Genomic DNA, 25,376 nt, shown 5'->3' on the forward strand with positions numbered 1-25,376 from the left:
GCCGCCGATGAGCGAATGGACGATCGGGGCGGTCCTGGATGCGGTCGCCGACGCCGTCCCCGACCGGGTGATGACCATCTGCGGGGCCCGAAGAAGCACCTTCGCCGAGTCCGCGGACCGGACCCGTCGGCTCGCTAACTACCTGGCGCACAACGGCTTCGGCGCACACACCGAGCGCGACGCGCTCGGCAACTGGGAGTGCGGCCAGGACCGCGTGGCGCTGATCATGTACAACGACCTGTACCCCGACATGGTCGTCGCGTGCCTGAAGGCCCGGGTGGTGCCGGTCAACGTCAACCACTACTACACGCCGCGGGAGGTCGCCGACCTGCTGGCCTACGTCAAGCCCCGCGGCATCGTCTACCACCGCGGTCTGGGCGCCAAGTTCGCCGACGTCCTGCCCTGCGTGGGCGCCGACCTGTTGATCTCGGTCGACGACGGCAGCGACTACCCCGAGCTGGCCGGCGCCGTCACGCTGGAAGACGCGCTGGCGCAAGGCGATTCCGACCACGGCAACACGCCGTCACCGGATGACCTGCTGATGATCTGCACCGGCGGGACGACCGGCCGGCCCAAGGGTGTGCTCTGGCGGCAGTCCGACATCTACGTGATGTCGATGAACGGCGACGACCACGCGGCCGTCGACGAGATCCACCGGAAGGTACGGAACGCCGGACCGCCGTGGTTCGCGGTGTCGCCGCTGATGCATGCCGCCGGCATGTGGACCGCCTTTTCGGCGATCCTGTCGGGTCAGACGGCCGTCCTCTACGACACCCGGCGGAAGTTCGACCCGGCGTCGGCGCTGCAGACCGCCGAACGTGAAAGGGTCGGCATGATGACGATGGTGGGAGACGCCTACGCGGGGCCGGTGGTGGAGGAACTCGGCCGCCGCGGCTACGACCTGTCGTCGCTGTTCGCGATCGGCACCGGCGGGGCGGCGACCAACCTCAAATACCAACGGGCCCTGCTGAAATACCTGCCGCACATCACGCTGATCAACGGCTACGGCTCCTCGGAGACGGGGAACATGGGTTTCGGGCGCAGCAGGCTGGGCGCCCACGCGGATACCTTCACGTTCCGGCCCGGCGGCCTGGTGGTGTCCGAGGACTACACCCGGTTCCTCCAGCCGGGCGAACCCGAGGTCGGCTGGGTGGCCCGCACCGGTCGCATCCCGTTGGGCTACTTCGACGATCCGGCCGCGACCGCCGAGACGTTCCCGGTGGTGCGGGGGCAGCGGGTGGTGATATCCGGCGACCGCGCCAGCGTCGACCCCGACGGCACGCTGCGGCTGTTCGGCCGGGATTCGTTGGTGGTCAACACCGGCGGCGAGAAAGTCTTCGCGGAGGAGGTCGAAGAGGTGCTGCGCGCGCACCCCGCCGTCGCCGACGCGGTGGTGGTGGGCCGCGAAAGCGAGCGCTGGGGACAGGAAGTCGTCGCCCTGATCGAGCCGCGCGACGGAGCCGAGCCCGACGACGCGGCGCTGCACGCGCACTGCACGGCCGAGCTGGCGAGGTTCAAGGCGCCCAAGGCGTTCATCGCGGTCGACCGGGTGCGCAGGCTGGGCAACGGCAAGGCCGACTACCGATGGGCCAAACAGACAGCGACACAGCTAGTTCCGGCGTCGACGAACGTCGCCGGCGCCCCGGGGAGCGCAAGGACAACTCGACAATGACGCATGGTTCCGCCCGACCGGCCATCGACTGCCTGGTCAATGTGCACTTCGGCGAGACAGAGGTGCAACCGGAGTTCATGACGAAGGTCCGCGACGACTACTTCAAGGGCCCCGCGTCGATGTTCGACCCCGTGGACCTGTCGGAGTTGCTCGGCGAGATGGACGAACACGGCGTCGAAAAGGCCATCCTGATGGACAACCTGGCCAAGCCGTCGGTGACCGCCCGCAAGTTCGTCGATGCGCGCCCGGACCGTTTCGCGCTGGCCATGGGGGGCGTCAACCTGCTGCGTCCGGTGGCGTCGCTGCGGCAGCTGGCCTCGACGGCGGCCGACCTGCCGGTGGCCTACGCCGTGGTGGGTCCCAGCTTCTGGGCCGACGGCCAGTACCCGCCCAGCGACGCCGTGTACTACCCGCTGTATGCCAAGTGCGCCGAGATCGGCCTGCCGCTGTGCGTCAACACCGGCATCCCGGGGCCGCCCATCCCCGGCGAGGTGCAGAACCCGATCCACCTCGACCGGGTGTGCGTGCGCTTCCCGGAGCTGAAGCTGTGCATGATCCACGGCGCGGATCCCTGGTGGGACGTCGCGATCCGGATGCTGATCAAATACCGGAACCTGCGCCTGATGACCTCGGCGTGGTCGCCGAAGCGGTTGCCGGACAGCCTCATCCACTACATGCGCACCCGGGGCCCCGACAAGGTGATCTTCGCCTCCGACTGGCCGGTGCTGCGCCAGCATCGCGTGATTCCCGAGGCCAACGCCCTCGACCTGCCCCCGGAAGTCCTTGACAATTACCTCTACAACAACGCCAACGAGTTCTTCTTCGGCGGTGGCGCGCGGCCCGACCAGAATCAGGAGCGGTGAGGCGATGGATCGCTACGAGTTACGCCGGCAGGACTACAGCCTGACCGAGGACCACAAGGCCCTGCAGGCCGCCTACCGCCAGCTGCTGGAGGCCCACTGCCCGATCGAGACGGTGTGGGCCGCGCAGGACACCGGGTTCGACAAGAGCCTGTGGGAGCGGTTGTGCGCCATGGGCGCAACCTCCATGGCGGTCGGCGAGGACGCCGGCGGTGACGGGGCGACCCTGGTGGATCTCGCGCTCGTCGCCGAGGAGCTGGGCCGGGCGCTGGCCCCGGTGCCCTGGATCGACCACGTGTGCGCCGCGCGGCTGGCCGAACGACTCGGCGCCGTCGAGGCCGACGTGATCGAGGGCGGCCGGATTCTGGGGCTCGACGCCGCACCGGAACCCGTCGCGGGGCCGCGACTCGTCCCCTCGGCGGCGGTCGCCGACGGCCTCGTCGTCCGCGACGGCGACAAGGTGGTCCTGTTGACGTTCGCCCCCCGGCCCGCGCGGGTGCCCAACATCGGCCAGCTGCCGATGGCCTGGGTGGACCCCGGCGCGGCCGATTCGCGGACCGTGCTGGGTTCGGGCCCCGAAGCCGTTGCGGCGCACCGTCGCGCGCTCGACGAGTGGCGGCTGCTGACGGCCGCGGCGCTGGCCGGCCTGGTCGAGCAGGCGATGACCATCGCGGCCGAGTTCGCGAAATCCCGGTACACGCTTGGCGTTCCGATCTCGACGCTGCAGGCGATCTCGCATCCGCTGGCCAACATGGCGATCGTCGTGCAGGGCGGCCGTAACCTCGCCCGGCGCGCCGCCTGGTTCCTCGACAACGAGCCCGGCGAGCGCCCGGAACTGCCCGGCTGCGCGTTCGTGTTCATGGCCGAGGAAGCGGCCAAGGCGGCCACCATGGCGGTGCACATCCAGGGCGGCCTCGGGGTGTCCACGGAAGCCGCGGCGACGGCGTATCTGGTGCGGGCCCGCGGCTGGGCGCTGGCCGGGGGCGATCCCGGTGTCACGGCCAGGCACGTGGGGCGGCACGTCGCCGAACGCGAAAGCGCCGCCGCGATCTCACCCGTCTCCGTGTAAAGGATTATCGAACAATGGATTTCAGCCGCGTAGCACTCGACGACGACGACACGGCGTTCCTCGCGGAGGTGCGGGCCTTCCTCGCCGAGCACGTGACCGACGAGGTTCGCCGGCGCGACCGCGAAACCGGGGACAACTTCGACGAGGGCGTGCACCTGGCGATCGGCGCGGCCGGCTACCTGGAGAAGGAGTGGAAGCCGGCGGCCGAAGGCGGATTCAGCCGGGTTCGCCGCCGCATCTGGGAGCTCGAGAAGCGCCGGGTGCATACGCCCTGGGTGACCTGGGGTACGACGGCGATGGTGGCGCGCGCCGTCGCGACGTTCGGCAGGCCCGAACTCGTCGAGGAGGTGCTGCCCAAGGTCTTCAGCGGGCACGTGCGAATGTGCCTGGGCTACACCGAGCCCGAGGGCGGATCCGACGTCGCGACCTGCAAGACCCGGGCGGTGCGCGACGGCGACCAGTGGATCATCAATGGCTCGAAGATGTTCACCACCGGCGCGCACAACTGCCAGTACGTCTTCCTCATCACCAACACCGACCCGGACGCCCCAAAACACAAGAGCCTCACCATGTTTCTGGTGCCCCTCGACCTGCCGGGAATCGAGATCCAGGGCATCCGCACCGTCGACGGCGACCGCACCAACATCGTGTACTACAGCGACGTCCGGGTCGACGACAAGTACCTGCTCGGTGAGGTCAACGGCGGCTGGACCGTGCTGCGCGGGCCCTTGGACACCGAACACGGCGCGGTCGCCGCGGCACCGGACGGGTTGCAGGACGTCGCGATCATGGCGCACCAGGCCGGGTTCATGTCCGCGGCGGTGGACGCGGTGGCGGCCACGGTCGCACGACCGGGCCCGGACGGCGCACGCCCGGTCGACGACGGGTCGGTGGCATACCGGCTGGGCCGCAGCGTCGCCCGCGTGGAGGCGGCCCTGTCGACCCCGAGCATCTTCGGCCGCGTCGCGCAGGCGCAGGCCATGCGCGACATCGCGCCGGACCTGATGGACATCGCCGGGCCCGCCTCCGCCCTGCCCGTCGACACCGACGGCGCCGCCGACGACGGGGCCGCGGAATATCTCTACCGATTCGCCCCGCTGGCCGGGATCTACGGCGGCACCCTGGAGGTCTTCCGCAACATGATCGCCCAGCATGCGCTGGGCCTCGGCAAGCCCAACTACGCGGCGCCGGCCGGAAAATAGCAGCCCGCGAGCAGACACAGACTCGCACACGATCGCGCGAATCGATGCGAGTCTGTGTCTGCTCGGCGGTGAAAGTTTCAGGTGGTCAGGATGGTCGCCGCGGCCGTGCCCGGCGCCCCGTAGAGCTGGGTGAAGCCGACCCTGGGTTTGCCCGGAACCTGACGATCCCCGGCCTGACCGCGCAGCTGTCGGACGATCTCGTGGATTTGGCGCAGGCCCGACGCGCCGATCGGCTCGCCGTTGGCGATCAGGCCGCCGTCGGTGTTGACCGGCATCGAACCGCCGATCTCGGTGGCGCCGTCGGCGAGCAGCTTTTCCTGATCGCCGTCGGCGCAGAAACCGCACTCGGCCATGTGGATGATCTCCGCGCCGGCGTCGGTGTCCTGCAACTGGATCACGTCCACGTCGTCCGGGCCGACGCCGGCCCTCTCGAAGGCGGCCATGGCGGCATACACGGTGGGTGCGACGTCCTCCTCGACCGGGGCGAAGGTGGTGTTCACCTCGTAGGCGCCGTATCTGCGCGTGCGCACCTCGACCGCCTTCAGATAGACGGGCTTGTCCGTGTAGCGGCGGGCGATGTCGGCCCGGCACATCACCACCGCCGCCGCGCCCTCGTCCGGCGCGCAGAACATGTACTGGGTGAGCGGATAGTTGAGCATCGCCGAGTTGAGGATTTCATCCTCGGGGATCGGCTTGCGCCGGAACGCGTTCGGGTTCAGCGCGCCGTTGCGGAAGTTCTTGGCGGCCACCCTGGCCAGGGTTCGCTGGGAAATGCCATGGTCATGCAGGTAGCGGTTGGCCTTCATGCCGAAGAACTTGGTGGTGAGGTACTGGCCGTTCTCGGCGTACCAGCGCGGCATTCCGACCAGCGCGGGATCCTCGGTGAACGCCCCCTTGGGGTGCTTGTCCAGTCCGACGGCGACGCCGATGTCGTAGTCGCCCAGCCGAATCCCGTCGGCACAGGCCTTGGCCGCGCTGGCCGCCGTGGCGCAGGCGTTGAAGACGTTGGTGAACGGAATCCCGGACAGGCCGACCATCCCGACGATCGCGTCCGGGTTGGCCACCGTCCAGCTGCCACCGGTGGCCGCTTGGACATCACCCCATTGCACGCCGGCGTCCTCGACCGCGGCGAAGATGGCGTCGACGCCCATCCGCATCGCCGTCTTTCCTTCGAATCGGCCGAAGGGGTGCAGGCCCACGCCGATGATGGCCACGTCGTTCATTGCGCTTCCCGCTTTCCTGCCGGTCCGCTGTCGGCGTTCTTGACCGATCCGGCGGCTTGACCGTAACGATGCCAGAAATACTTGTCTATACTACTGTAACCATTACCGTAGATCGTGCCGAATGGGCCTGGCGACGCCCCCTAGCGAGCTGGGAAGGGACAGGAGATGACCACATCGGAGTTGGCCGTCGACGGTGCGCCCAAGGATCGGCCCGGTGCGCGCGCGAGTTCGACGCACGGATGGGGGGCGAGCGCATGACCACCGCCACGGTGCTTTTCGACCCGTTCTCCGAGGACTTCTTCAACAGCCCTTACGAGACCTACCGCCGGATGCGTGAGGAAGCTCCCGTCTACTACAGCCAGGAGTACGACTTCTACGCACTGACCCGCCATGAAGACGTGGCCGCCGCGTTCAAGGACCACGAGACCTACTCGTCGGCCTACGGGGTGGACCTCGCCCAGGTGCGCAAGGGCCACGTGACCGAGCACGGATCGATCATCGCCATGGACCCGCCCGCGCACCGCCGCATGCGCAGCCTGTTGAACAAGGTGTTCACCCCGCGCGCAATCCAGGCGTTGCGGCCGTTGGTCGCCGACGTGGTCGACAAGCATCTGTCGGCGGTGAATCCGGAAGGTTTCGACTTTGTCCAGGACTTCTCGGCGCTGTTTCCCGTCGACGTGATGGCCACGCTGCAGGGCGTGCCGGAGGACGATCGCCAACAGATCCGGCTATGGATCGACGACCTGCTGCACCGCGGCCCCGGTGAGGTCGAGATGAGCGAGGCGGGTCAAAAGTCCGCCATCGACATGGCCATCTACTATTACCGGCTCATCAAGCAACGCCGCGAGAATCTGGGCGACGATCTGCTGAGCAAGCTGATCGAATCGGAGATCGAACGCGACAACGGCGAGATGACGCCGCTCGACAACGTCGAAATCACCGAATTCGCCACGCTATTGGGCGGTGCCGGCGCCGAGACCGTGACCAAACTGCTGGGCAACGCCGCGGTGGTGTTCGCGAAGAATCCCGACCAGTGGCAGAAACTGCTCGACGACCGCGGCAAGATCCCGCTGGCCGTCGAGGAGCTGCTGCGTTACGAGGCGCCCGCGCAGTACAACGTGCGGTGCTCGTTGCGCGAGGTCACGCTGCACGGTGTGACGATCCCCGCCGGCAAACCGGTGTTCCTGGTCGGCGGTTCGGCCAACCGGGATCCGTTGGCGTGGACCGATCCCGACGCCTTCGACATCGATCGCGACCGTACTCAGGCGCAGAATCTGGGCTTCGGCTACGGCATCCACAGCTGCCTCGGTGCCGCCCTGGCGCGCATGGAGAGCGTGATCGCGCTGGACCGGATGCTGGATTTCATGCCTCGCTACGAGGTCGATTGGGCGGGCTGCAAGCGGGTCAACATGCAGAACGTGGCGGGCTGGAGCAACGTGCCGGTCCGCGGCGGGTTGCGAACCGGCGTGTCGCGTTCGCGATGACGGCAATGTCAACTGCCGCAATCAAGATCGATGGGGGCATCCCCATGGATCTTGCGCGCGTGCCGGGGGCCGCGGCCGCGCTCGAGCGGCGGCGCTACGACGGATGTTGGTGCGGTGAGATCAGCCACGATCCCTTTTTGCCCATGCTGCTGGCGGCCGAGCACACCTCGACGATCGAATTGGGCACCGGCGTCGCGGTCGCGTTCGCGCGCAACCCCATGACCGTCGCCACGGTCGCGTGGGACCTTCAGTCGTACTCGGACGGCCGGTTCATCCTCGGCCTGGGTACCCAGGTCCAGGCCCACATCGAGAAGCGCTTCAGCATGCCCTGGAGCCAGCCGGTGCGGCGGATGCGCGAGTTCGTCCTGGCGCTGCGCGCCATCTGGGACTGCTGGCAAGCCGGATCCCGGCTGAGCTTCGAGGGTGATTTCTACACGCACAAACTCATGACGCCGATGTTTACCCCCGAGCCGCTATCGTGTGCGCTACCAAAGGTATTCGTGGCGGCCGTCGGCGAAGCCATGACCCGGATGTGTGGTGAGGTCGCCGACGGCCTGATCGCCCACGCGTTCACCACCCGCCGGTACATGGACGAGGTGACCCTGCCGGCACTGCTTGCCGGCATGCGGCGGTCCGGTCGCGGGCGCGGTGATGTCGCGGTGTCCTGCCCGGTGTTTGTCGTGACGGGGCGAACCGAATCCGAGATGGCGGCCGCCGCGGCAGCCACCAGAAAGCAGATCGCCTTCTACGGGTCGACGCCGGCTTACCGCAGGGTGCTCGATTTGCACGGCTGGGGCGAGCTGCACACCGAGCTGCACCGGTTGTCCCTGCGCGGGGAGTGGGATGCCATGGGCGCGCTGATCGACGACGAGGTGCTGGGCGCCTTCGCGGTAGTCGCTCCAGTCGACGAGGTCGCCGCCGCGCTACGAGCCCGGTGTCATGGCCTGGTCGACCGTGTGATGCCGGCGTTTCCGGCGGCCCTCCCGTCGGACGTGGTCGCGGGGGTCGTCGCAAAGTTGCGTCAGGACGACAGTTCTGGGGCACGGCGCTAGAAAGGTTCGACATGGCGGAGACGTCGTGGTGGTCACATGTGTCACTCGCGTCTCGGCTTCGGAGGCACATACTTCTCTGCCCGCCTCCGAGCGACTGTGCGGTTGGCTGTCGCTCGGAGGCGGGCACATCGGTGTGTGCCGGCCGGCTGGTTACCGATGTGACACCTGGGGATTGACGCGCCACCTTGGCCCACCGCGGCCTACGTGAATACCAAACCGAGCCATCCGACGCTAATGCCGATGAGCCCGTTACGAATTCCCCTGTCCGGCCTGTTCGCGTGCCCACCGGTAGTCGGCCTTGCCCGACGGGCTGCGCTCTATTACCGGACGGAACACGATCGCCTTGGGAAGTTTGTAGCGAGCCAGCGACCGCGCGGCGTGTGCGATCAGCTCGTCGGCGTCGGCGTGGGCGCCGTCGGCGAGCGCGACGACGGCGACGACCTCCTGGCCCCAGCGCTCGCTCGGCCGCCCGGCGACCACCACGTCGCCCACCGCGGGGTGCGACGCGATCGCGGTTTCGACCTCCTCGACGAAGATCTTCTCGCCGCCGGAATTGATGGTCACCGAATCGCGGCCCAACAGCTCGATCGCGCCGTCGGCGCGGTGGCGCGCGCGGTCGCCGGGTACCGCGTAGCGCACCCCTTCGATCACCGGGAAGGTCTCGGCGGTCTTGGTCGCATCGCCCTTGTAGCCCAGCGGAACGTAGCCCCGCTGCGCGAGCCAGCCCATGCCGTCGTGACCCGGCCGTAAAATCGACAACAGGTCTTCGGTCGCCACGAACGTGTCGGGTCCGGCGTTGAAGGTGCCGGTCGACACCGCCCCCGACAGCGACATGTGGTGCATCTGCGCCCCGGTCTCCGACGATCCGACGCCGTCGACGACGACGGCGTTCGGCAGAGTTTCGATCAAGCGTTGCTTGACGAACGGCGTCAGCAGCGCGCCGCCGTTGGCGACCACGGCCAACGACGACACGTCCGCGATGCCCTTCTCGATGGCGGCCACCAGCGGTCGGGCCATCGCATCACCGACCACCGTCACCACCGTCACCCGCTCACGCTCGATGGTGCGCACGACGTCCTCGGCGTCCAAATGGTCGACGACCGAAGGGAAAACGACGGACTGCCCCGTGGTGATCGCCGTCATCACGCTCCACTGGGCCGCGCCGTGGATCAGCGGCGGCAAGATCATCAGCTTGGTTCCCGGGCCCCCGACCACCCCGGCCACGATCTCGTCGACGGAGCCAAAGGGCTCGCCGGTCATGAGATTCCGCCCGCCGAAGGACGTCATGAAGATGTCGTGCTGGCGCCAGAGTACCCCCTTCGGCATCCCCGTCGTGCCACCGGTGTAGAGGACGTACAGGTCATCGGGGGAGTGCCGCACCGCGGGAGGTTCCGGCGAACTGGATTCCAGGGCGGCCTCGTAATCCACTGCGCCGTCGAGCAACTCGTTGCCCGAGTCGTCGGCGATCTGAATCAGGACCCGCAGCCGCGGCAGGTCCGGCAGGATCTCGGCCACCCGTGGCGCGAACGCGGCATGGTAGAGCAGGGCGGTCGCCCCGGAGTCCGTCAGCAGATACTGCAGCTCGTTTTTGACGTACCGGTAGTTGACGTTGAAGGGGGCCACGCGCGCCTGGAAGCTGCCCAGCAACGCCTCGACGAATTCGTTTCCGTTGTACGCGTAGAGGCCAAGCAGGTCCTGACCGACCTCGTGGCCCTCGAGCGCGGAGCGCTCGGTGTGGCATCCCAGGCCCCGCGAGCGTAGATACGTGGCGAGCCGGTTCGACCGCTCGAGGATCTGCGCGTAGCTGTAACGCCGTTCGCCCCGGATCACCAGGTCACGGTCGGGAATCGCCGCGGCGACGGCCTCCGCGACGGCGGGCACCGTGAATTGCGTCGTGCTGTCCACTATTTCCTTTCCGCCGAGCAGCTATCTGGGGGGCTGAGGCCCCGCCGTGGGGGATGAAAATTTGGTGGTGTCGTTCGGCGTGGCTAGGTGGTTGCTTGGCGTGCTGGCGGGGTTGACGCTGGAGGGGTGTTTCGGTGGATCCCGTTGCGTCTGTGTTGTCGTGAGCACGCCGAGCAGCTTGGGACGAAGGGTACCCCGTGGTTGTGCGGGGGCCGTGGTTTGTTGCCTGTGAGCACGCGAGTGAGACTCCTGTTTGTTTTCACTCTTCCCGGAACACGCTGATTAACAACAGGTTCTAGATGATGAGGTGATTGATCATGGAGGTGGTCCATCGGCGGTGTGCAGGCCTTGATGTTTCCAAGAAGGACGCCAAGGTCTGTGTCCGGGTTCAGGGTCAGGGTCGGCGCGCCACCACGACGACGGTGAGCACGTGGGTTCGACCACCAGCCAGATCCTGGCGTTGCGCGAGCATCTGCTGGCTGAGCAGGTCAGCTGTGTGGTGATCGAATCGACGTCGGATTATTGGAAGCCGTTTTACTACCTGCTTGAAGATGCGCTGCCGGTGATCTTGGCCAACGCTAAGGCGGTGCGTAATGTGCCTGGCCGCAAGACCGATGTCTCGGATGCGATGTGGCTGGCTGACCTGGGCGCACACGGGCTGGTACGCGCCTCGTTCGTGCCGCCGCAGCCGATTCGGGAGTTACGCGATCTGACGCGGGCGCGCACCATGATCACCCGGGCGCGTACCAAGGAGATTCAGCGGCTAGAGAAACTGCTCGAAGACGCCGGGATCAAACTGTCGGCGGTGGCCTCTGACATCGTCGGGGTCTCCGGGCGGGCGATGCTCGAGGCGCTGATCGCCGGGCAGCGCGATCCGGCGGTGCTGGCTGATCTGGCCAAACAACGGCTGCGGGAGAAGATCCCCGCGCTCACCGAGGAGCTGCGCGGGCGGTTTAACGACCATCACGCGTTCATGACGCGGTTGTATCTGGATCGCATCGACGCCCACGACGCCGACGTCGCCCGCCTAGATGAACGCATCGAGGAGGCGATCCAACCCTTTCAAGCCATCCGGGAGTTACTCATGAGCATCCCGGGCTTTTCGACGATCGTGGCCGATGTGTTCATCGCCGAGACCGGCGCGGACATGAGCGTGTTTCCCACTGCGGCGCACCTGGCGTCGTGGGCTGGGGTGGTGCCCGGTTGCAACGAATCAGCGGGCCGGGTCAAATCAGCGGCCACCCGAGCGGGCAACCGCTACCTCAAAGCCGCCCTCGGGTCGCGGCCCTCTCGGCGGCCCGCAGCAAAGACACCTACTACAACGCCCGCTACCGACGCATCGCCGGCAGCCGCCCACCCCAGCCAAAACGCAGGAACAGAACCAAAGCCCAGCACAGCTCACCAGCGGGCATGATCGCCCTGGTCGCCCTGGAACACAAGATGCTCACCGACGCCTACAACATGCTGATCAACGGCGCTTTCTACCGCGACCCCGGCCCCGGCTACTACACCCGCCACCACCCCAGCAAGACCAAGGCCAACGCCATCAAGCAGCTCGAAGCCCTGGGATACAACGTCATCCTCGAACCACTCACCGAAGTCGCCTAACACCAGGGGCCAGCGACTCACCCGCTTCGGGTCACCACATTTTCGAGTGAGACACAGAATCGCACGCGCAAGCCTTGCGCGGTGCGATTCTGCGTCTGCTCGCGCAACCAACTCGGGGCGGTCATGGCCGCGTCCAGACCCGCAGCAGGTCGTCGGTCGTGGTGATGGTCGCCAGCAGCGACAGCGTGTTGGCGATGACGGCGGCGCCGTACTCGGCGGGTATGCCGGCGACGGCGTCCTTCGGGACGATGACGCGATAGGCGGCGTTGACCGCGTCCATCACGACGTTGGGGATCGCGATGTTCAGCGAGACGCCGACCACCACAATGGTGGACACCCCGAGGTTTCGCAGCACGGCGTCGAGGTCGGTGCCACCCATCGGCCCGACGCCATGCCACCGACTCAGGACCAGATCGCTTGGTTCGGGCCCCAATTCGGGTAGCAGCGCGGCTCCGGCAGTGCCGGGGGCGACGTCGACGGAGCCTTTTCCGGGGCCGCGGCCCCGGCTGAAGATCTTGGCGTTGTGGTTGGAGCCCAGCCCGTCGGGCCGTCGTTGCACCAGGCAGTGCACCACGCGCACCCCGGCCGCCCGCGCCGCCGGCAACAGCCGCACGATGTTGGGCAGCGCGACCCGGCGCGCCTCGTCGGCGAGCAGCGCCAGCCCCGCGTGCGGGCCGATGACCGCGCCCTGGCACTCCTGGGTGACGATCGCGGTATGCCCGGGCGCCGCGAGGTCGTCGAGCGCCGTCATGCCGGCACGTCGTAGAACTGAGTCGCCCACTTCCGCAGCGCCATATAGCCTTTCGCGTCGACCTTGGACAGCGGCGGATGTTCCACGTACTTCTGGTAGCGCCAGACTTCCAGATCGTCGAAGACGGTGGACAGGAACTGCCTTTCGATGAGCTCGCGCAGTTCGCCGCGCGGCACGTCGGCTGTGTCGCCGGGGATCCGTGGCCACCAGATGGAGTAGAACAGGTCCGAGCACCCGTCGTCGACCGGCGTGCAGGTGAAGATCAGCCGGTGGTTCTGCGCACCCTCGAAGACGCTGATCGCCCCGCCGAGACCGAACAGGTGGCTGTGGAATCGCAGCGCGAGATCCTCGGGGTCATCGCTGCGCGCGTCCGGCCAACCCGCAATGAATTGCCATTCGTGGTCGACGATCTTCCAGTCCAGCACCCTGGGTGTGACCGTGGCGTGGTGCACGTACTCGAAATGGGCGCTGTCGGGAGCATTTTCGGCCACGATCTGCGGATGCACCGGTTCGCGCTCCGCGCGTCGGGAGAACTCCGGATACGCCCGGTAGTAGGCCGCCGGATCGGTCTCGAATTGTGGGAATTTGCCGAAGATGTCCGGCATTTCCCACTGCGGCTCCTTGCCTTCCGGCTGATGCCAGATGAACACGCAGTCGTGCTGCTCGACCACCGGGAACACCCGCAGCCGCAGCGCGCGGTTGGGCCGGTCCGGCTGATAGGGAATGTATCGGTTGGTGCCGTCGGGGCCCCAGCGCCAACCATGAAACGGGCACTCGACGCAGTCGCCGACGACCTTGCCGCCGTGGCCGATGTGCGCGCCGAGGTGTTTGCAGTGCGCCTCCAGGACGTGCAGCTCACCCTGGTCGTCGCGGTAGGCGACCAGATCCTCGCCGAAATAATGCAGCGGCCGCGCCTCGCCGATCGGGAACTCGGGCGACCACCCGACCATGAACCACCCGGTGACCTTCCAGGTGAACGGCACTTTCACGCCGGCGCCTCCCGTGATCGTTGATACTAAATCCGTTACAGTATAGATTTCAGCAGTTCGGCCGATGCGCGGCAAGGAGTGAAATGGGTGGAGCGGCTGACGAGCTGGAAGCGATCCGTCAGCTCAAGGCGCGCTACTGCCGGTTCCTGGACATCAAAGACGTCGAGTCCTGGCGCGGCGTGTTCACCACCGACGTGGTCGTCACCCTGGACATGGCGGTCTCCACCGGCGGGGCCGACCCGATGACCGCGCCGCCGATCGAGGGCGTCGACAACTTCGTTCCGATGGTGATGGGCGGCCTGGAGAACGTCGCCACCATGCACCACTGCCACACCCCGGAGATCGCGCTGACCTCGCCCACCACCGCGACCGGCATCTGGGCGATGGAGGACCTGCTCATCTTCGGCGACGGCCGCGAGCTGCACGGCGCCGGCCACTATCACGAGACGTACGAAAAGCAAGACGGCGCCTGGCGGATCAAGACCCTGCATCTGACCCGGACCATCCTGAAGATCAGCGGCGACGATGGCTGAAGCCCGGCGCCGCACGGGCACGGCCGAATGGCGATGCGGGTCACCGAGCGATTCCTGCAAGGAGTGGTGAATTGACCGATCGCGTGCTCGACGAACTGGGCTACTACCTGCTGGCCGGGGCCGGCGGTGACGGGCCGGCAACGTTGATGGACGAGGCCCGCCGCGGCGAGGAGCTGGGCTTCGGCACCGCATTCATCTCCGAGCGTTGGAACGTCAAGGAAGCGTCGTCGCTCGCCGGCGCCGCGTGCGCGGTGACCACCCGGATGCAGATCGCCACCGCCGCAACCAATCACAACACCCGCCACCCGCTGATCACCGCGTCCTGGGCGACCACCATGCATCGCCTGTCGGGCGGCCGGTTCACGCTGGGCATCGGCCGCGGCATCGCCGCGATCTACGGCGCATTCGGCATCCCGGCGGTCACCACCGCGCAGATGGAGGACTGGGCCCACGTCATGCGCCGCCTGTGGCGCGGCGAGGTGATCGTCAACCACGACGGCCCGATGGGCAAGTACCCCATCCTGTTTCTCGACCCGGACTTCGACGAAGACATTCGCTTGGCGCTGGTGGCCTTCGGACCCAACACGCTCGCGCTCGGCGGCCGGGTGTTCGACGACGTCATCCTGCACACCTACTTCACGCCGGAGACGTTGCGGCGCTGCGTGCGGACCGTCAAGTCCGCGGCTGAAGAGGCCGGCCGCGACCCCGACAGCGTGCGGGTGTGGTCGTGCTTCGCCACCGTCGGCGACCACCTTCCCGAGCAGCTGCGGCTGAAGAAGACCGTCGCGCGCCTGGCCACCTACCTGCAGGGATACGGCGATCTGCTGGTGCGGACCAACGGCTGGGATCCCGCTGTGCTGCAACGGTTTCGGGCAGACCCGGTGGTGACGTCGATCCCGGGTGGGATCGACCACAAAGCCACGCCCGAGCAGATCGAGCACATCGCGACGCTGATCCCCGACGAATGGCTGGAACCGTCGGCCACCGGCTCGGCCCAGCAGTGCGTGGACCGCATCCGCGGGGAATTCGACTACGGGGCCGACGCGGTGATCCTGCACGGCGCGACGCCCGACGAGCTCGCGCCCGTCGTCGCGGCCTACCGAGCCGGCGCCTGACGCCGCCTAGCGAGCCGGCGCCTGACGCCCCGAGCGTGCGCAGAATGCCACGCAACACCGGCGTGTCGTGTACAAACACGCACGCTCGCGCCAAGGCGCCAAGGCGCCAAAAAACCTTAGGGCAGGATGGCGGTCCGGGTCACCGGCTCGGCGGCGGCCTGCCGGCTGGACAGGCCGCGCAGCAGGGAAGCCAGCAGGGCGTCGCGCGTCTCGCGCGGATCGATCAGCTCGTCGAAGCCCATCCCCTCGGCCGACCGATACGACGCCTGCAGCTCGGCGTTGCGCAGCTTCTCCGATAGGTCTTCGCCGGCGTGCGACGCCCTGCTCAAAGCCGCGGCACTCATCGCGCCCATCGTCGCGCCCGGATAGGCGAAGGTCGCGACCTGATGGTCGAAACCCAGCAGTGACATGACCATGGAGCCAAAGCCGTACGCCTTGCGCAGCGTGAGGTGCAGCTTCAACGTGCTGGCCGCTGTCTGGGCGGCGAACATCCGCGCGCCGGCACGCAGCACGCCGCTGCGCTCGGATCGGCTGCCGGGCAGCATGCCGGGGTTGTCGGCGAGGAAGACGATCGGCAGGTGAAACGAGTCGGCCACCATGATGAAGTGGGCCGCCTTGTCGGCCGCGTCGGCGTCGATGGAGCCGGCCAGCACCCGCGGCTGGTTGGCCACCACCGCGACCGGGTGGCCGCCGAGATGGGCCAGCGCGCAGATGATCGCCCTGCCGAACTGCGGTTGCACTTCGAACCAGTCGGGACTGTCGAAGACCACGTCGAGCACGGCGCGCATGTCGTAGACGCGGCGGTTGTCGCGGGAGACGACGTCGAGCAGTTCCGGCGTCGCTCGTGGCCCGGTCGCCTCGGAGGCCGGCAGCGGCGAAGGGTAAGACCACGCGCTCGGCGGAAAGTAGGACAAATAGTGCCGGATGTCGCCGAGCACGGCTTCGTCGTCCTCGGCGACATTGTGGATCACCCCGCTGGGCAGGGCGACGTCCGGCCCGCCGAGGTCTTCCTTGGAAATGTCTTCGCCCGTCGACTCTTTGACGACGGGAGGTCCCGCGGTGAAGATCGCGCCCTGCCTACTCATGATCCGGAAGTCGCACGCCGGAGCCACCAGCGCGCCGTGTCCGGCCGACGGTCCGAGCACGGCGGCGACGGTCGGGACCCGGCCCGAGCACTGCGCTTGGGCGAGCAGATCGGTCGGGCTGCGCCCGTAATGCCCACCGGTGGGACGAAAGCCGGCGCCTTCGAGCAGCATCACCAGCGGAATCTTGTCGCGCAGCGCCAGTTCGGCGATGCGGTATCGCTTGGAGTTGCCGCCGGGCCCGATGCTGCCGGCCATGGTGGTGAAGTCCTCGGCGCCCAGCATCACCGGCGAGCCGTTGATCGAGCCGGAGCCGACGACGAGCCCGTCGGCCGCGATCTCGCCGCCGACCAGCGTGCCGAGCTCGCGGAACGTGCCCGGGTCCAGCAGCCGCTCGATGCGCGCGCGGGCGTCGAGCTTGCCCTTGCCGCGGTGCTTGTCGAGCCGCTCGGGCCCGCCCATTCCCCATGCGCGCTCACGGCGGCGCTCGAGATCGTCGAGCGTCTCCCCCCAATCCTGGGCTTTCGTCATCCTTATGTCCTACCTCATGGGAGATTCGCCGCGCGCCTAGACCGATGGTGGCGACCCACTGCGCCCGGCTACGCCGCGCTTGCGATCGCCACTAGACCAGTAGGGTCACATACTGGATTGCTTACTGTAAAGTTACCCGCATGGGTAGCGCCCCCCGCCTCAAGCTCGACGGGGGCATCCCCAATCGACTCGAACGAGCAACCGAGGCGGCCGTCGCTCTGGAACGCGGCGGCTATGACGGCGGCTGGACCGCCGAAACCAGTCACGACCCGTTTCTGCCGCTGCTGCTGGCCGCCGAACACACGTCGCGACTGGAGCTGGGCACCAACATCGCGGTGGCGTTCGCGCGCAATCCCATGACCGTCGCCAACATCGGTTGGGACCTGCAGGCGTATTCGCAGGGCCGGTTCATTCTCGGCCTGGGCACCCAGATCCGGCCGCACATCGAGAAGCGATTCAGCATGCCGTGGAGCCACCCAGCGCCCCGGATGCGCGAATTCGTCGGCGCGCTGCATGCGATCTGGTCGGCGTGGAAGGACGGCACCAAGCTGCGCTTCGAGGGCGACTTCTACACGCACAAGATCATGACCCCGATGTTTACGCCCGAGCCCCAACCCTATTCGGCGCCGAAGGTGTTCCTCGCCGCCGTCGGGGAGGCGATGACCGAGCTGTGCGGCGAGGTCGCCGACGGTCACCTCGGTCACCCGATGGTCTCCAAGCGCTACCTCGACGAGGTGACGATGCCGGCGCTAGAGCGCGGCATGCGGCGCTCCGGCCGCGCTCGCGGCGACTTCGAGGTGTCCTGCGAGGTGATGGTGGCGACCGGCGCCAACGACGCCGAGTTGGCGGCCGCGACGGCCGCCGTGCGCAAGCAGATCGCGTTCTACGGGTCGACGCCGGCCTACCGCAAGGTCCTCGAGCTGCACGGCTGGGGCGATGCGCACACCGAACTGCACCGCCTCTCGCTGGAGGGGGAGTGGGACACCATGGGCTCGCTCATCGACGACGAGATGCTGGCGGCTTTCGCCGTCGCCGGCCCGGTCGACACGATCGCCGTCGCGCTTCGAAGTCGTTGCGAGGGCGCGGTCGACCGCGTCCTGCCGATCTTTGCGACCGCATCCCAGGACTGTATTACCGCCGCACTGAAGGAGTTTCGCGAGTGAGCACGACGACGATGGACGAGGCCGCCAGGCTGTTGGCGGATCCGCTGGCGTACACCGACGAGCGGCGGCTGCACGCGGCGCTGGCTCAGCTGCGCGCCAACGCGCCGGTGTCGTGGGTCGACGTGCCGAACTACCGGCCGTTCTGGGCGATCACCAAGCACGCCGACATCATGGACATCGAACGCGACAACATGTTGTTCACCAACTGGCCGCGCCCGGTCCTGACGACCGCGGAGGGCGACGAGATGCAGGCCGCGGCGGGCGTGCGCACGCTGATCCACATGGACGACCCGCAGCACCGGGTGGTGCGCGCGATCGGTTCCGACTGGTTCCGGCCAAAGGCGATGCGGGCGTTGAAGGTTCGCGTCGACGAACTGGCCAAGATCTACGTCGACAAGATGCTGGCCGTGGGCCCCGAGTGCGACTTCGTTCAGCAGGTCGCGGTCAATTACCCGCTCTACGTGATCATGTCGCTGCTGGGGCTGCCGGAGGACGACTTCCCACGCATGCTCAAGCTGACCCAGGAGCTGTTCGGCAGCGACGACTCCGAGTTCAAGCGCGGCACCACCAACGAGGATCAGCTGCCGGCGTTGCTCGACATGTTCGGTTACTTCAACGCGGTGACCGCGTCGCGCCGCGAGCACCCGACCGAGGACCTGTCGTCGGCGATCGCCAACGCCCGCGTCGACGGCGAGCCGCTGTCGGACATCGACACCGTCTCGTATTACCTCATCGTCGCCACCGCGGGGCACGACACCACCAGCGCGACCATCTCCGGTGGCCTGCAGGCGCTCATCGAGAACCCGGACCAGCTCGCGCGCCTGCGCGACAACCTCGAGTTGATGCCACTGGCCACCGAGGAGATGATCCGCTGGGTCACCCCGGTCAAGGAGTTCATGCGCACCGCCGCCGAGGACACGACCGTGCGCGGAACACCCATCGCGGCAGGCGATTCCGTGCTGCTGTCCTACGTGTCGGCGAACCGCGACGAGGAGATTTTCGACGACCCGTTCCGCTTCGACGTCGGCCGCGACCCGAACAAGCATGTGGCCTTCGGATACGGTGTGCACTTCTGCATGGGTGCTGCCCTGGCCCGCATGGAGGTCAGCAGCTTCTTCTCCGAGTTGCTGCCCAGGTTGAAATCCATTGAGCTGACCGGTGATCCGGAATTGACAGCCACCACCTTCGTTGGCGGTCTCAAACACCTGCCGGTCCGCTACTCGCTGACCTGAGCCAGAGCCATGTGACATACGCTGGTTCAGCGATGCCATAACCGGCAGACCAGGGACGCCACTCGCTACTCCACGACTCGGAGATGTCTAGTCGCGCCGCGCTTTCGCGGATCTGCGGGGAGTTCGAACCACGCTTCATCGGAAACTCGAATCGGCTGTTCGCTTTCAGCGAGCAAATCAGTGAAGAGCACGAGAGTTTCACCCATCCTCGTGGCTGCGGGTGCAACCAGACCGTGATACCCGAGCTGATGAGCCGCTGCGGAGACGTCTTGACAGGCCGCATAGGCGGCTCGGTCGTACGGCTCGGACTGCAGCTGCTGCCTCGACAAGCGGGCGAGGCTACGGTTGCGCGCGAGCCGCAGATCCAAGATGTCCGCGACGGATAGCTCACACGTGACGAGCACCCGGGGCCTGATGCCAGGAACGGGTCCGTCAGGTTCGGCGATGGGATCGATCAAATGTCGGTATGCCTCGACGACGACCGAATCTGTCGGCTTACCTAGGTAGAGGAGGGGAAAGCCGCCCTCGGTACCCCAGCGCCCCACGGTCGCTCGCCCGACAAGTGCGGTGTCGGTGTACTTCGCGGGGACGTGCCGCTGCCAGATGCCATCGACGGTGCTCAGCGAGGCTTGCGCCAGTCTGGCTGGCAACGGGTCCATGGGGCTACATGCCTCCGGCGACCCACTTGACTTGGTCAAGCACCTGATCGACTTGGCCCTCGGTGAGGAGGTCAATAGGGCGGCGCATGTTGAGATTTCGATTGCGCGAATGTAGCCAGATGTCGATGCCCTCGTCGGTGTAGGAATCGCCGAGTAACTCCACGATCGTGCGGATGTCCAGCAACCGTTCAGCAGCCTTGCCGCGCGGGGCATTGTGTCCGCTGGCCCAGTTCTGGACGCTCCGCGCGCCCGCACCAACCGCCTTGGCGAGTTCGGCCTGGGTGATCCCGGAACGGGTCACCTCGTCGACCACTCGCATGTAGGTCACCGACCCCGTCGAGGACGCGCCCCGGGCAGGCCGTCGCGCTTTCTTACGATTTGCAGTCTCTGTCATGGGTCGACCTCCTCCAGCCACATGCCGATCGTACTGCAAGTCCAATTGCTAACCAAATTGCTAACTGACTTGCCCATAAGTAGGCCGTCCTCTTGGTACCAGGATGGAGCGCTATGGCGCGCACTTTTGCATGGGTGCTGCACTGGCCTGCATGGAGGTCAGCAGGTCAAACACCTGCCGGCGCTACCGATCGGCGAGTTCGGCTGTGAGCTTCGATCGCAGCACCTCATTCATCGGTCACGACGGCTACGCCGAGGTCGGCGGCGTGAGCCGCGAGTCTGTCATCAAATGTGGCGATTGCCGCGCCGTGTCGCTGCGCGGTGTATAGCACGCAGCAATCGGGCATCTTGAGTTTGGTTGCGGCGCGTAGCTCGCCCAACCGAGGGGCGGCGTCAGCGGGAAGGTCGAGGGTCTGGATTTTTAGCCGAGTTAGTAGTTGGCGCAGCCGATCAGCCAACCCCGCCCGCGCTGCGCCCGCGTAGACCTCGGCTAGCGTGATGACGCTCGACGCGAACACCTCCGACAGATGATTCCGCAGTAGTGCAGTCGCGTCAGCGTGGTGCGCATCGGCACGTTCGAAATGCCCAATCAGCACGCTGGCGTCGAGGAGGATCACTCGGGCCAGTCCTCACGCAGTTCCTTCAGGTAATTGGGTCCAAAGGCACCAGTTAAAGCACCGGCGGTTGCCTCAATCGTTCGGCTACGCGTCTGGTCGCCCACAGCGCGCCGGTGAATAAGAGTGTTGCGACCGACCAGAATGAGCTGACGCAATAGCGCACCGGGCTTATTGACGAGATCGGGCCATGTTCTGCCCGCAAGTTCCAGCGCCTCTGTGATGTCGTCAGTTTCGGTAATCGCGTGGCGCCGGCGAGCTGTTGGCATCACGCAAGTGTAACACTATGTGCAAAGGTGTCACACTTTGTGCTGCCCGATCCATCGCAAGCGAGCCCGACTCGGCGGATGACCGTAAGGCGCCCAGTCCAGCCAGATTTGAACCGCCCGCTCAGTTAGGTGATCTTGGCCAGGGTGCGGTCCCACAGCTCGCGCGCAAGGTCGGGATCGTAAGCCGCGCGGTTGGCTTTCGCGATTTTGCCCTTCGAGTAGTACTCGCCGGGCGTCCAGTCAACACCGGGTTTGCTTGACGCCAGCCAGACCAGTTGGTCGGCTCCCTGGTCCGCGGTCGCGGCGAAGCGGGCCGTCAATGGCACGCGATACTTCATGAAGCCGAGGAACCGCGATCCCGACGCGTCGCCGAAGTTGGAGTTGACGTAGCCCGGGTGAAACGTCGCCGCCGACAGTCCGCCGGCATGGTATCGGCGATGTAATTCCCTGGTAAACAAGACGATTGCCAGTTTGGTCAGGGCATAGGCAGTGCTGGGCCGGCGTTGAACCGTGTTCTCCAGCCCGCCGATGGTGACCCTGGGAAGCAGCTTTTGTGACGAGCTGGTCGTGTTGAGGACGGTGGCGCGGGAATCGACGAGCGTCTCCATCAACTGCGTGGTGAGCACAAACGGCGCCAAATAGTTGACCTGGAAAGTGATCTCGTGACCGTCGGCCGTCCTGTGGACATTCGTGAACATGCCGCCGGCGTTGTTGGCCAAGACGTCGATGCGCGGGTACTGCGAACGGATTTTGTCCGCCAAGGCCCGCACCTGAGACAGGTCGGCGAAGTCGGCCACGAAGTAGTCGGCGTTCAATTCCGCGGCGACCGCGGCGGCCTTGGTTTCCGACCGTCCCACCACGACGATGTTGTCGCCGATGCGGTGTAGCCGACGGGCCGCCGCGGCGCCGATGCCGTCGCTGGCGCCGGTGATGACGATCGTCCTACGCGTCATTGCCTAGTCCTCCACGGGGAGTGTAACGATCGCCGCCGGGGTTCTCCGCGGCAGTTTCTCCGGGTGATTCCGGTGGCGATGATTGGCGCCAATGTGGTCAATCCGCCGCGCAGCGCGATGCTGTATACGTCGACGTCTGACGCTGCCGGCGTCAAGGAACGCGGCAACGGCGCCGGGTCGGCCAGTGAGGCGATGCGGATCCCGGAGATCGCCGTCGGCAAGTCCAGGTCTGGTTGCCAGCCGCCTTTGCTGGCGAGTGAGGCGAGTTCGTTCTTCGCTCCGGCGAAACAGATAGCGGACATGCCGACCTGCGAGAGCTGGTGGTCCAGGTGAGGGCGGGGAGGCGCGCTGGGCAGTCGCACCTGCGGCGATGACACCCGCGGCCATGTCCTTCGTCGGTTCTTACAGGTCGACGGGCTGGACGTACCCAAGAAGAACCAAGCCTCGTGGGACTTTCGACCGGCTTTGGGTGATCGTTTTAGCGAACGCGTACTCCGCAACTTTTGGTGAGCAGAGAAACCGCTGTTAACTATATGAATCCCAGTATCATAGCAAACTCTGTCGGCCGGCAAATAGTTAAATATGAAAATACCTATCGGTAACAAACAGGCCAGCATTCATCCCGGTGCTTAAGGTAGCTGTTGCCGCTACAACGCAATTGTTTGCCAGCGCATAGCGGACGCCGCTGTGTTTGCTGGGGGATAGCTCTTTGCCGCCGACACCGATGCCGCCGGCCGTGCTTGTCACCGAGGCGTTGTGACCTGCTGCAGCACGCGTCCCCACGATGACATTGGGAAGTACCTCGTTCTCCGGCCACCTGATCTGCCGCAGCCAGGTTTCCGCCAGCGACCAAAACCCATCCCGCGCATTCGGTCCACTGCTGCTTCGAGTTGGCCGACCCATTCGGCGATAACCCCCCATCACCGCCAGGGCCCACCTCCGTGCACACCGCTTACGGTCCACCCCAAGATTGGTGGTGGGTGCGGTACGCGCGGCCTCGTCCCAGGCGAGTGCTTGTGGTGAGTCGCCGGGCATGATGGGTATTGGCTTGTGCCACAAGCGCATACAGGCGCTGTCTGGCCTGGCGGTGCTGCTGCTCCGTGGTCGTCTTCTAGAGGCACCTATGGGCTGTCTCCTCCGTGCTGTAGCGGCACAGACAAGCCGTACGAATGTTTTCACCGCCCAGCTCGCGTCAGCATGCTGCCGCGGCTCGGTGAAATCCACCGGCACGTTGAGGGGAGTCAAATGCCTAGATATGAACGGATGGAGACGTTCCAATCATGGCTTTGTCGACACCCGACAACGACGCGCCGTGACCCCACTTCAATACTGCCACTAAATGATTGTGCCGAGGCCGCCCACTTAGCGCAATTCAGGCAGTAGTTTTCGCATATTTCGGACAGGCTTTGCTGAATATAGATATCCACCACGTCGAATTTCCTATTCTGCTGCCACGATTCGCTTAACGTAATTCTTGGGTACGTTTAATTCGTCGTTATCCAGAATCGTACAAAGGAGATGGTCGTGGATCTCGCAGCCCGCCCCCACATCACCGCTGGAGTGGCCTTGGCCAGCGCCGCTGTCCTCGCCGCAGGCCCCGTGGCCCAGCACCTACCCGACCTTCACGTCACTCGCCAGCTCTCCCAGGTGAGCATTTCCAACATCCAGCTCACCGACGCCGCCAGCAGTGTGATGGATCTGTTCTCCGGCGTGGAAAACGAACTCGCCTCATTCGCAAGCGGAGCAAGCGCGGCCGCGGTGCCTGTAGCTGCCCTCACCGACTTCATCAACCCCGCCGCACTACCCCTGCCCCTCGCGACGTGGGTGACCACTTTCCAGAACGCGGGCACCAACCTGCAGACAGCCGCTAATTTGATCCAGCAATTGCCGTTCCCGACCTTGCAACAGATTATCGCCAACTGGGCCTCATACGGCGATCTGTATGTCTCAACATGGCAAACCGCCGCGCAGGCTGCTGTCACTTACTACACCGGAACCACGGGTAACGCTTTCTGGCCACTTCTGAACACGGTGTTCACCGACTTCGCCTTAGGTAGAATCGGTGGTAACAATGGTGCAGTAGCGAACTTAATCAATGCCTTCTGGGTCACCCCACTCACAAAGATCGGGCTGCCTCTGGAAAAGATTTTGCAGATTCCCGCGAACTTCACCCAGAATCTGGCGAACGCGACCGAATATCTGACGACGACCGGCATAACCCAGATTGGTAACTTCTGGGTCAACACAGCTCCAAGCGTGGTCGGTACACCGCTCGAAAGCAGTCTTCAGGCTGCGTCTACCGCGTGGTCCCATGGGGATCCGGTGGGGGCGATCAGCAACCTGCTCAACACCCCCGGCGCAGTGGTCAACGGCTTTCTCAATGGTACTGGGAAAACGGGTTTGCTCGGCACTTTCTTCAACACCACCGTGTTGAAGACCGTTGCCCCGGGTGTGGCGAAGTCGATGGTGGCTCCCAATGCGGTGAATATCGCGACTGGTGGAAGCCTCCAAGCTGCGCTCCAGGGCTTTGTGACCCAGCTGACCAATGGCTGGCCATCCCTGAGCAACGCGGTGAGCGGCATTAGCACGGGATTGACCACGCTGCTGCAAAACGTTTCATCGCAAATGCCGTCGCTGTTGTCCGCCTTCGGTGCGACGTTCGCAAGCAATATTGGGTTGTTGATTTCTAACCTGCTCAAGTTGCTCTGAGACCGGTGTGGTCGCCGATGCGAGCCGGTGGCCACCGAACGGCGATTGGCCCCCTTCGGCAAGGAGGGGGCCAATTCGCTTTCGGTGGTGCGCTTCTCAGCTGAGCGGTTCGCCCCCGAAGTCGATGATGCCTCTGATGATGTTGCCGTTGAGCAGGTCGTCGTAGGCGTTGTTGATGTCTTCGAAGCGATAGCGTCTGGTGATCATCTCGTCGAATTGGAGCTGTCCGGTTTGGTAGAGCCTGGCTAGACGGCGATGTCGGCCTTGGGGTTGCACGAGCCGAAGATGGTGCGCGCCAGGGTCACCGC

General features: G+C 66.0%; 23 protein-coding genes and 2 pseudogenes. 13 read left to right on the forward strand and 12 right to left on the reverse strand.

The genetic code is table 11. The annotated features are described in order from the left end of the window. Positions 1-7 precede the first annotated feature (7 nt). The 4 genes from G6N25_RS16890 to G6N25_RS16905 are packed head-to-tail and all read left to right on the forward strand — an operon-like array spanning position 8 to position 4,803. Entirely contained in the window at positions 8-1,672 is a 1,665-nt protein-coding gene (locus G6N25_RS16890) for an acyl-CoA synthetase (protein WP_083073432.1), read from the forward strand. After that, complete coding sequence (locus G6N25_RS16895; protein WP_083073431.1) at positions 1,669-2,535, forward strand: amidohydrolase family protein; 867 nt, start codon at positions 1,669-1,671, stop codon at positions 2,533-2,535. Before G6N25_RS16890 ends, G6N25_RS16895 begins: the two co-directional genes overlap by 4 nt. Positions 2,536-2,539: 4 nt before the next feature. Further along, entirely contained in the window at positions 2,540-3,601 is a 1,062-nt protein-coding gene (locus tag G6N25_RS16900) for an acyl-CoA dehydrogenase family protein (protein WP_083073544.1), read from the forward strand. Between the two features lie 14 nt (positions 3,602-3,615). Next, complete coding sequence (locus G6N25_RS16905; protein ID WP_083073430.1) at positions 3,616-4,803, forward strand: acyl-CoA dehydrogenase family protein; 1,188 nt, start codon at positions 3,616-3,618, stop codon at positions 4,801-4,803. A 77-nt stretch (positions 4,804-4,880) separates the two neighbouring features. Here the strand turns inward: G6N25_RS16905 and G6N25_RS16910 are convergent, their stop codons facing one another. Further along, positions 4,881-6,026, reverse strand: coding sequence for a thiolase family protein (locus G6N25_RS16910; protein ID WP_083073429.1), 1,146 nt, complete (start codon positions 6,024-6,026; stop codon positions 4,881-4,883). Between the two features lie 254 nt (positions 6,027-6,280). On the opposite strand from G6N25_RS16910, the gene G6N25_RS16915 reads away from it, so the two are divergent. Then, positions 6,281-7,510 carry a cytochrome P450 gene (locus tag G6N25_RS16915; protein ID WP_083073543.1) on the forward strand — a complete coding sequence of 410 codons (1,230 nt, stop codon included), beginning with the start codon at positions 6,281-6,283 and terminating at the stop codon, positions 7,508-7,510. After that, on the forward strand, positions 7,507-8,562 hold the full coding sequence (locus tag G6N25_RS16920) for an LLM class F420-dependent oxidoreductase (protein ID WP_083073428.1): 1,056 nt from the start codon (positions 7,507-7,509) through the stop codon (positions 8,560-8,562). The genes G6N25_RS16915 and G6N25_RS16920 overlap by 4 nt, the downstream gene beginning before the upstream one ends. A 249-nt stretch (positions 8,563-8,811) precedes the next feature. Here G6N25_RS16920 and G6N25_RS16925 read toward each other — a convergent pair whose 3' ends face one another. Next, positions 8,812-10,470 (reverse strand): acyl-CoA synthetase, encoded by a 1,659-nt coding sequence (locus G6N25_RS16925; RefSeq protein WP_083073427.1) that lies wholly within the window; start codon positions 10,468-10,470, stop codon positions 8,812-8,814. 314 nt (positions 10,471-10,784) lie between these two features. Between G6N25_RS16925 and G6N25_RS16930 the strand changes: the two are divergent. Beyond that, positions 10,785-12,075 (forward strand): annotated as a pseudogene (locus tag G6N25_RS16930) (IS110 family RNA-guided transposase). 121 nt (positions 12,076-12,196) lie between these two features. Here G6N25_RS16930 and G6N25_RS16935 read toward each other — a convergent pair. Both G6N25_RS16935 and G6N25_RS16940 read right to left on the reverse strand, forming a co-directional pair. Continuing rightward, positions 12,197-12,826 carry a cysteine hydrolase gene (locus G6N25_RS16935; protein ID WP_083077324.1) on the reverse strand — a complete coding sequence of 210 codons (630 nt, stop codon included), beginning with the start codon at positions 12,824-12,826 and terminating at the stop codon, positions 12,197-12,199. Continuing rightward, the gene (locus tag G6N25_RS16940; RefSeq protein WP_083077325.1) at positions 12,823-13,815 is read right to left on the reverse strand and encodes a Rieske 2Fe-2S domain-containing protein; all 993 of its coding nucleotides are present in this window, start codon (positions 13,813-13,815) and stop codon (positions 12,823-12,825) included. Before G6N25_RS16940 ends, G6N25_RS16935 begins: the two co-directional genes overlap by 4 nt. Positions 13,816-13,898: 83 nt before the next feature. Here G6N25_RS16940 and G6N25_RS16945 point away from each other — a divergent pair, with 83 nt between their 5' ends. After that, positions 13,899-14,348 carry a nuclear transport factor 2 family protein gene (locus G6N25_RS16945; RefSeq protein WP_083077327.1) on the forward strand — a complete coding sequence of 150 codons (450 nt, stop codon included), beginning with the start codon at positions 13,899-13,901 and terminating at the stop codon, positions 14,346-14,348. Between the two features lie 71 nt (positions 14,349-14,419). Then, a complete protein-coding gene (locus tag G6N25_RS16950; protein WP_083077328.1) occupies positions 14,420-15,463 on the forward strand; it encodes a TIGR03857 family LLM class F420-dependent oxidoreductase in 1,044 nt (347 codons plus the stop codon). Positions 15,464-15,579: 116 nt separating this feature from the next. Here the strand turns inward: G6N25_RS16950 and G6N25_RS16955 are convergent, their stop codons facing one another. Continuing rightward, positions 15,580-17,076 carry an acyl-CoA carboxylase subunit beta gene (locus G6N25_RS16955; RefSeq protein ID WP_083077330.1) on the reverse strand — a complete coding sequence of 499 codons (1,497 nt, stop codon included), beginning with the start codon at positions 17,074-17,076 and terminating at the stop codon, positions 15,580-15,582. 140 nt (positions 17,077-17,216) lie between these two features. On the opposite strand from G6N25_RS16955, the gene G6N25_RS16960 reads away from it, so the two are divergent. Together G6N25_RS16960 and G6N25_RS16965 are read left to right on the forward strand one after the other, a co-directional pair. Continuing rightward, a complete protein-coding gene (locus G6N25_RS16960) occupies positions 17,217-18,239 on the forward strand; it encodes an LLM class F420-dependent oxidoreductase (protein ID WP_083077331.1) in 1,023 nt (340 codons plus the stop codon). 11 nt (positions 18,240-18,250) lie between these two features. Beyond that, positions 18,251-19,471, forward strand: coding sequence for a cytochrome P450 (locus tag G6N25_RS16965; protein ID WP_083077350.1), 1,221 nt, complete (start codon positions 18,251-18,253; stop codon positions 19,469-19,471). 65 nt (positions 19,472-19,536) lie between these two features. On the opposite strand, the gene G6N25_RS16970 is transcribed toward G6N25_RS16965, so the two are convergent. The 5 genes from G6N25_RS16970 to G6N25_RS16990 form a co-directional block, all read right to left on the reverse strand. Next, positions 19,537-20,130 (reverse strand): RES family NAD+ phosphorylase, encoded by a 594-nt coding sequence (locus tag G6N25_RS16970; RefSeq protein ID WP_142272876.1) that lies wholly within the window; start codon positions 20,128-20,130, stop codon positions 19,537-19,539. Positions 20,131-20,134: 4 nt separating this feature from the next. Beyond that, complete coding sequence (locus tag G6N25_RS16975; RefSeq protein WP_158084939.1) at positions 20,135-20,449, reverse strand: antitoxin Xre/MbcA/ParS toxin-binding domain-containing protein; 315 nt, start codon at positions 20,447-20,449, stop codon at positions 20,135-20,137. Between the two features lie 301 nt (positions 20,450-20,750). Then, positions 20,751-21,140: a type II toxin-antitoxin system VapC family toxin gene (locus tag G6N25_RS16980; RefSeq protein WP_083077335.1), complete on the reverse strand. Its 390-nt coding sequence runs from the start codon at positions 21,138-21,140 to the stop codon at positions 20,751-20,753. Then, complete coding sequence (locus G6N25_RS16985; RefSeq protein WP_083077337.1) at positions 21,137-21,406, reverse strand: hypothetical protein; 270 nt, start codon at positions 21,404-21,406, stop codon at positions 21,137-21,139. Before G6N25_RS16985 ends, G6N25_RS16980 begins: the two co-directional genes overlap by 4 nt. 125 nt (positions 21,407-21,531) lie before the next feature. Then, positions 21,532-22,359, reverse strand: a complete 828-nt coding sequence (locus G6N25_RS16990) for an SDR family NAD(P)-dependent oxidoreductase (protein WP_083077339.1) — start codon at positions 22,357-22,359, stop codon at positions 21,532-21,534. 63 nt (positions 22,360-22,422) lie between these two features. Here G6N25_RS16990 and G6N25_RS16995 point away from each other — a divergent pair, with 63 nt between their 5' ends. Next, positions 22,423-22,692: a hypothetical protein gene (locus G6N25_RS16995; protein ID WP_083077340.1), complete on the forward strand. Its 270-nt coding sequence runs from the start codon at positions 22,423-22,425 to the stop codon at positions 22,690-22,692. 243 nt (positions 22,693-22,935) lie between these two features. On the opposite strand, the gene G6N25_RS17000 is transcribed toward G6N25_RS16995, so the two are convergent. Beyond that, positions 22,936-23,106 (reverse strand): hypothetical protein, encoded by a 171-nt coding sequence (locus tag G6N25_RS17000; RefSeq protein ID WP_158084940.1) that lies wholly within the window; start codon positions 23,104-23,106, stop codon positions 22,936-22,938. A gap of 777 nt (positions 23,107-23,883) precedes the next feature. Between G6N25_RS17000 and G6N25_RS17005 the strand changes: the two genes are divergently transcribed. After that, a complete protein-coding gene (locus tag G6N25_RS17005) occupies positions 23,884-25,068 on the forward strand; it encodes a hypothetical protein (protein WP_142272878.1) in 1,185 nt (394 codons plus the stop codon). 96 nt (positions 25,069-25,164) lie between these two features. Here G6N25_RS17005 and G6N25_RS17010 read toward each other — a convergent pair. Continuing rightward, a pseudogene (locus G6N25_RS17010) lies at positions 25,165-25,370 on the reverse strand (alcohol dehydrogenase); the annotation flags it as partial. Between the last annotated feature and the right edge of the window lie 6 nt (positions 25,371-25,376).

It is taken from the genome of Mycobacterium heidelbergense (assembly GCF_010730745.1).
In the GTDB taxonomy this organism is placed as follows: Bacteria; Actinomycetota; Actinomycetes; order Mycobacteriales; family Mycobacteriaceae; genus Mycobacterium; species Mycobacterium heidelbergense.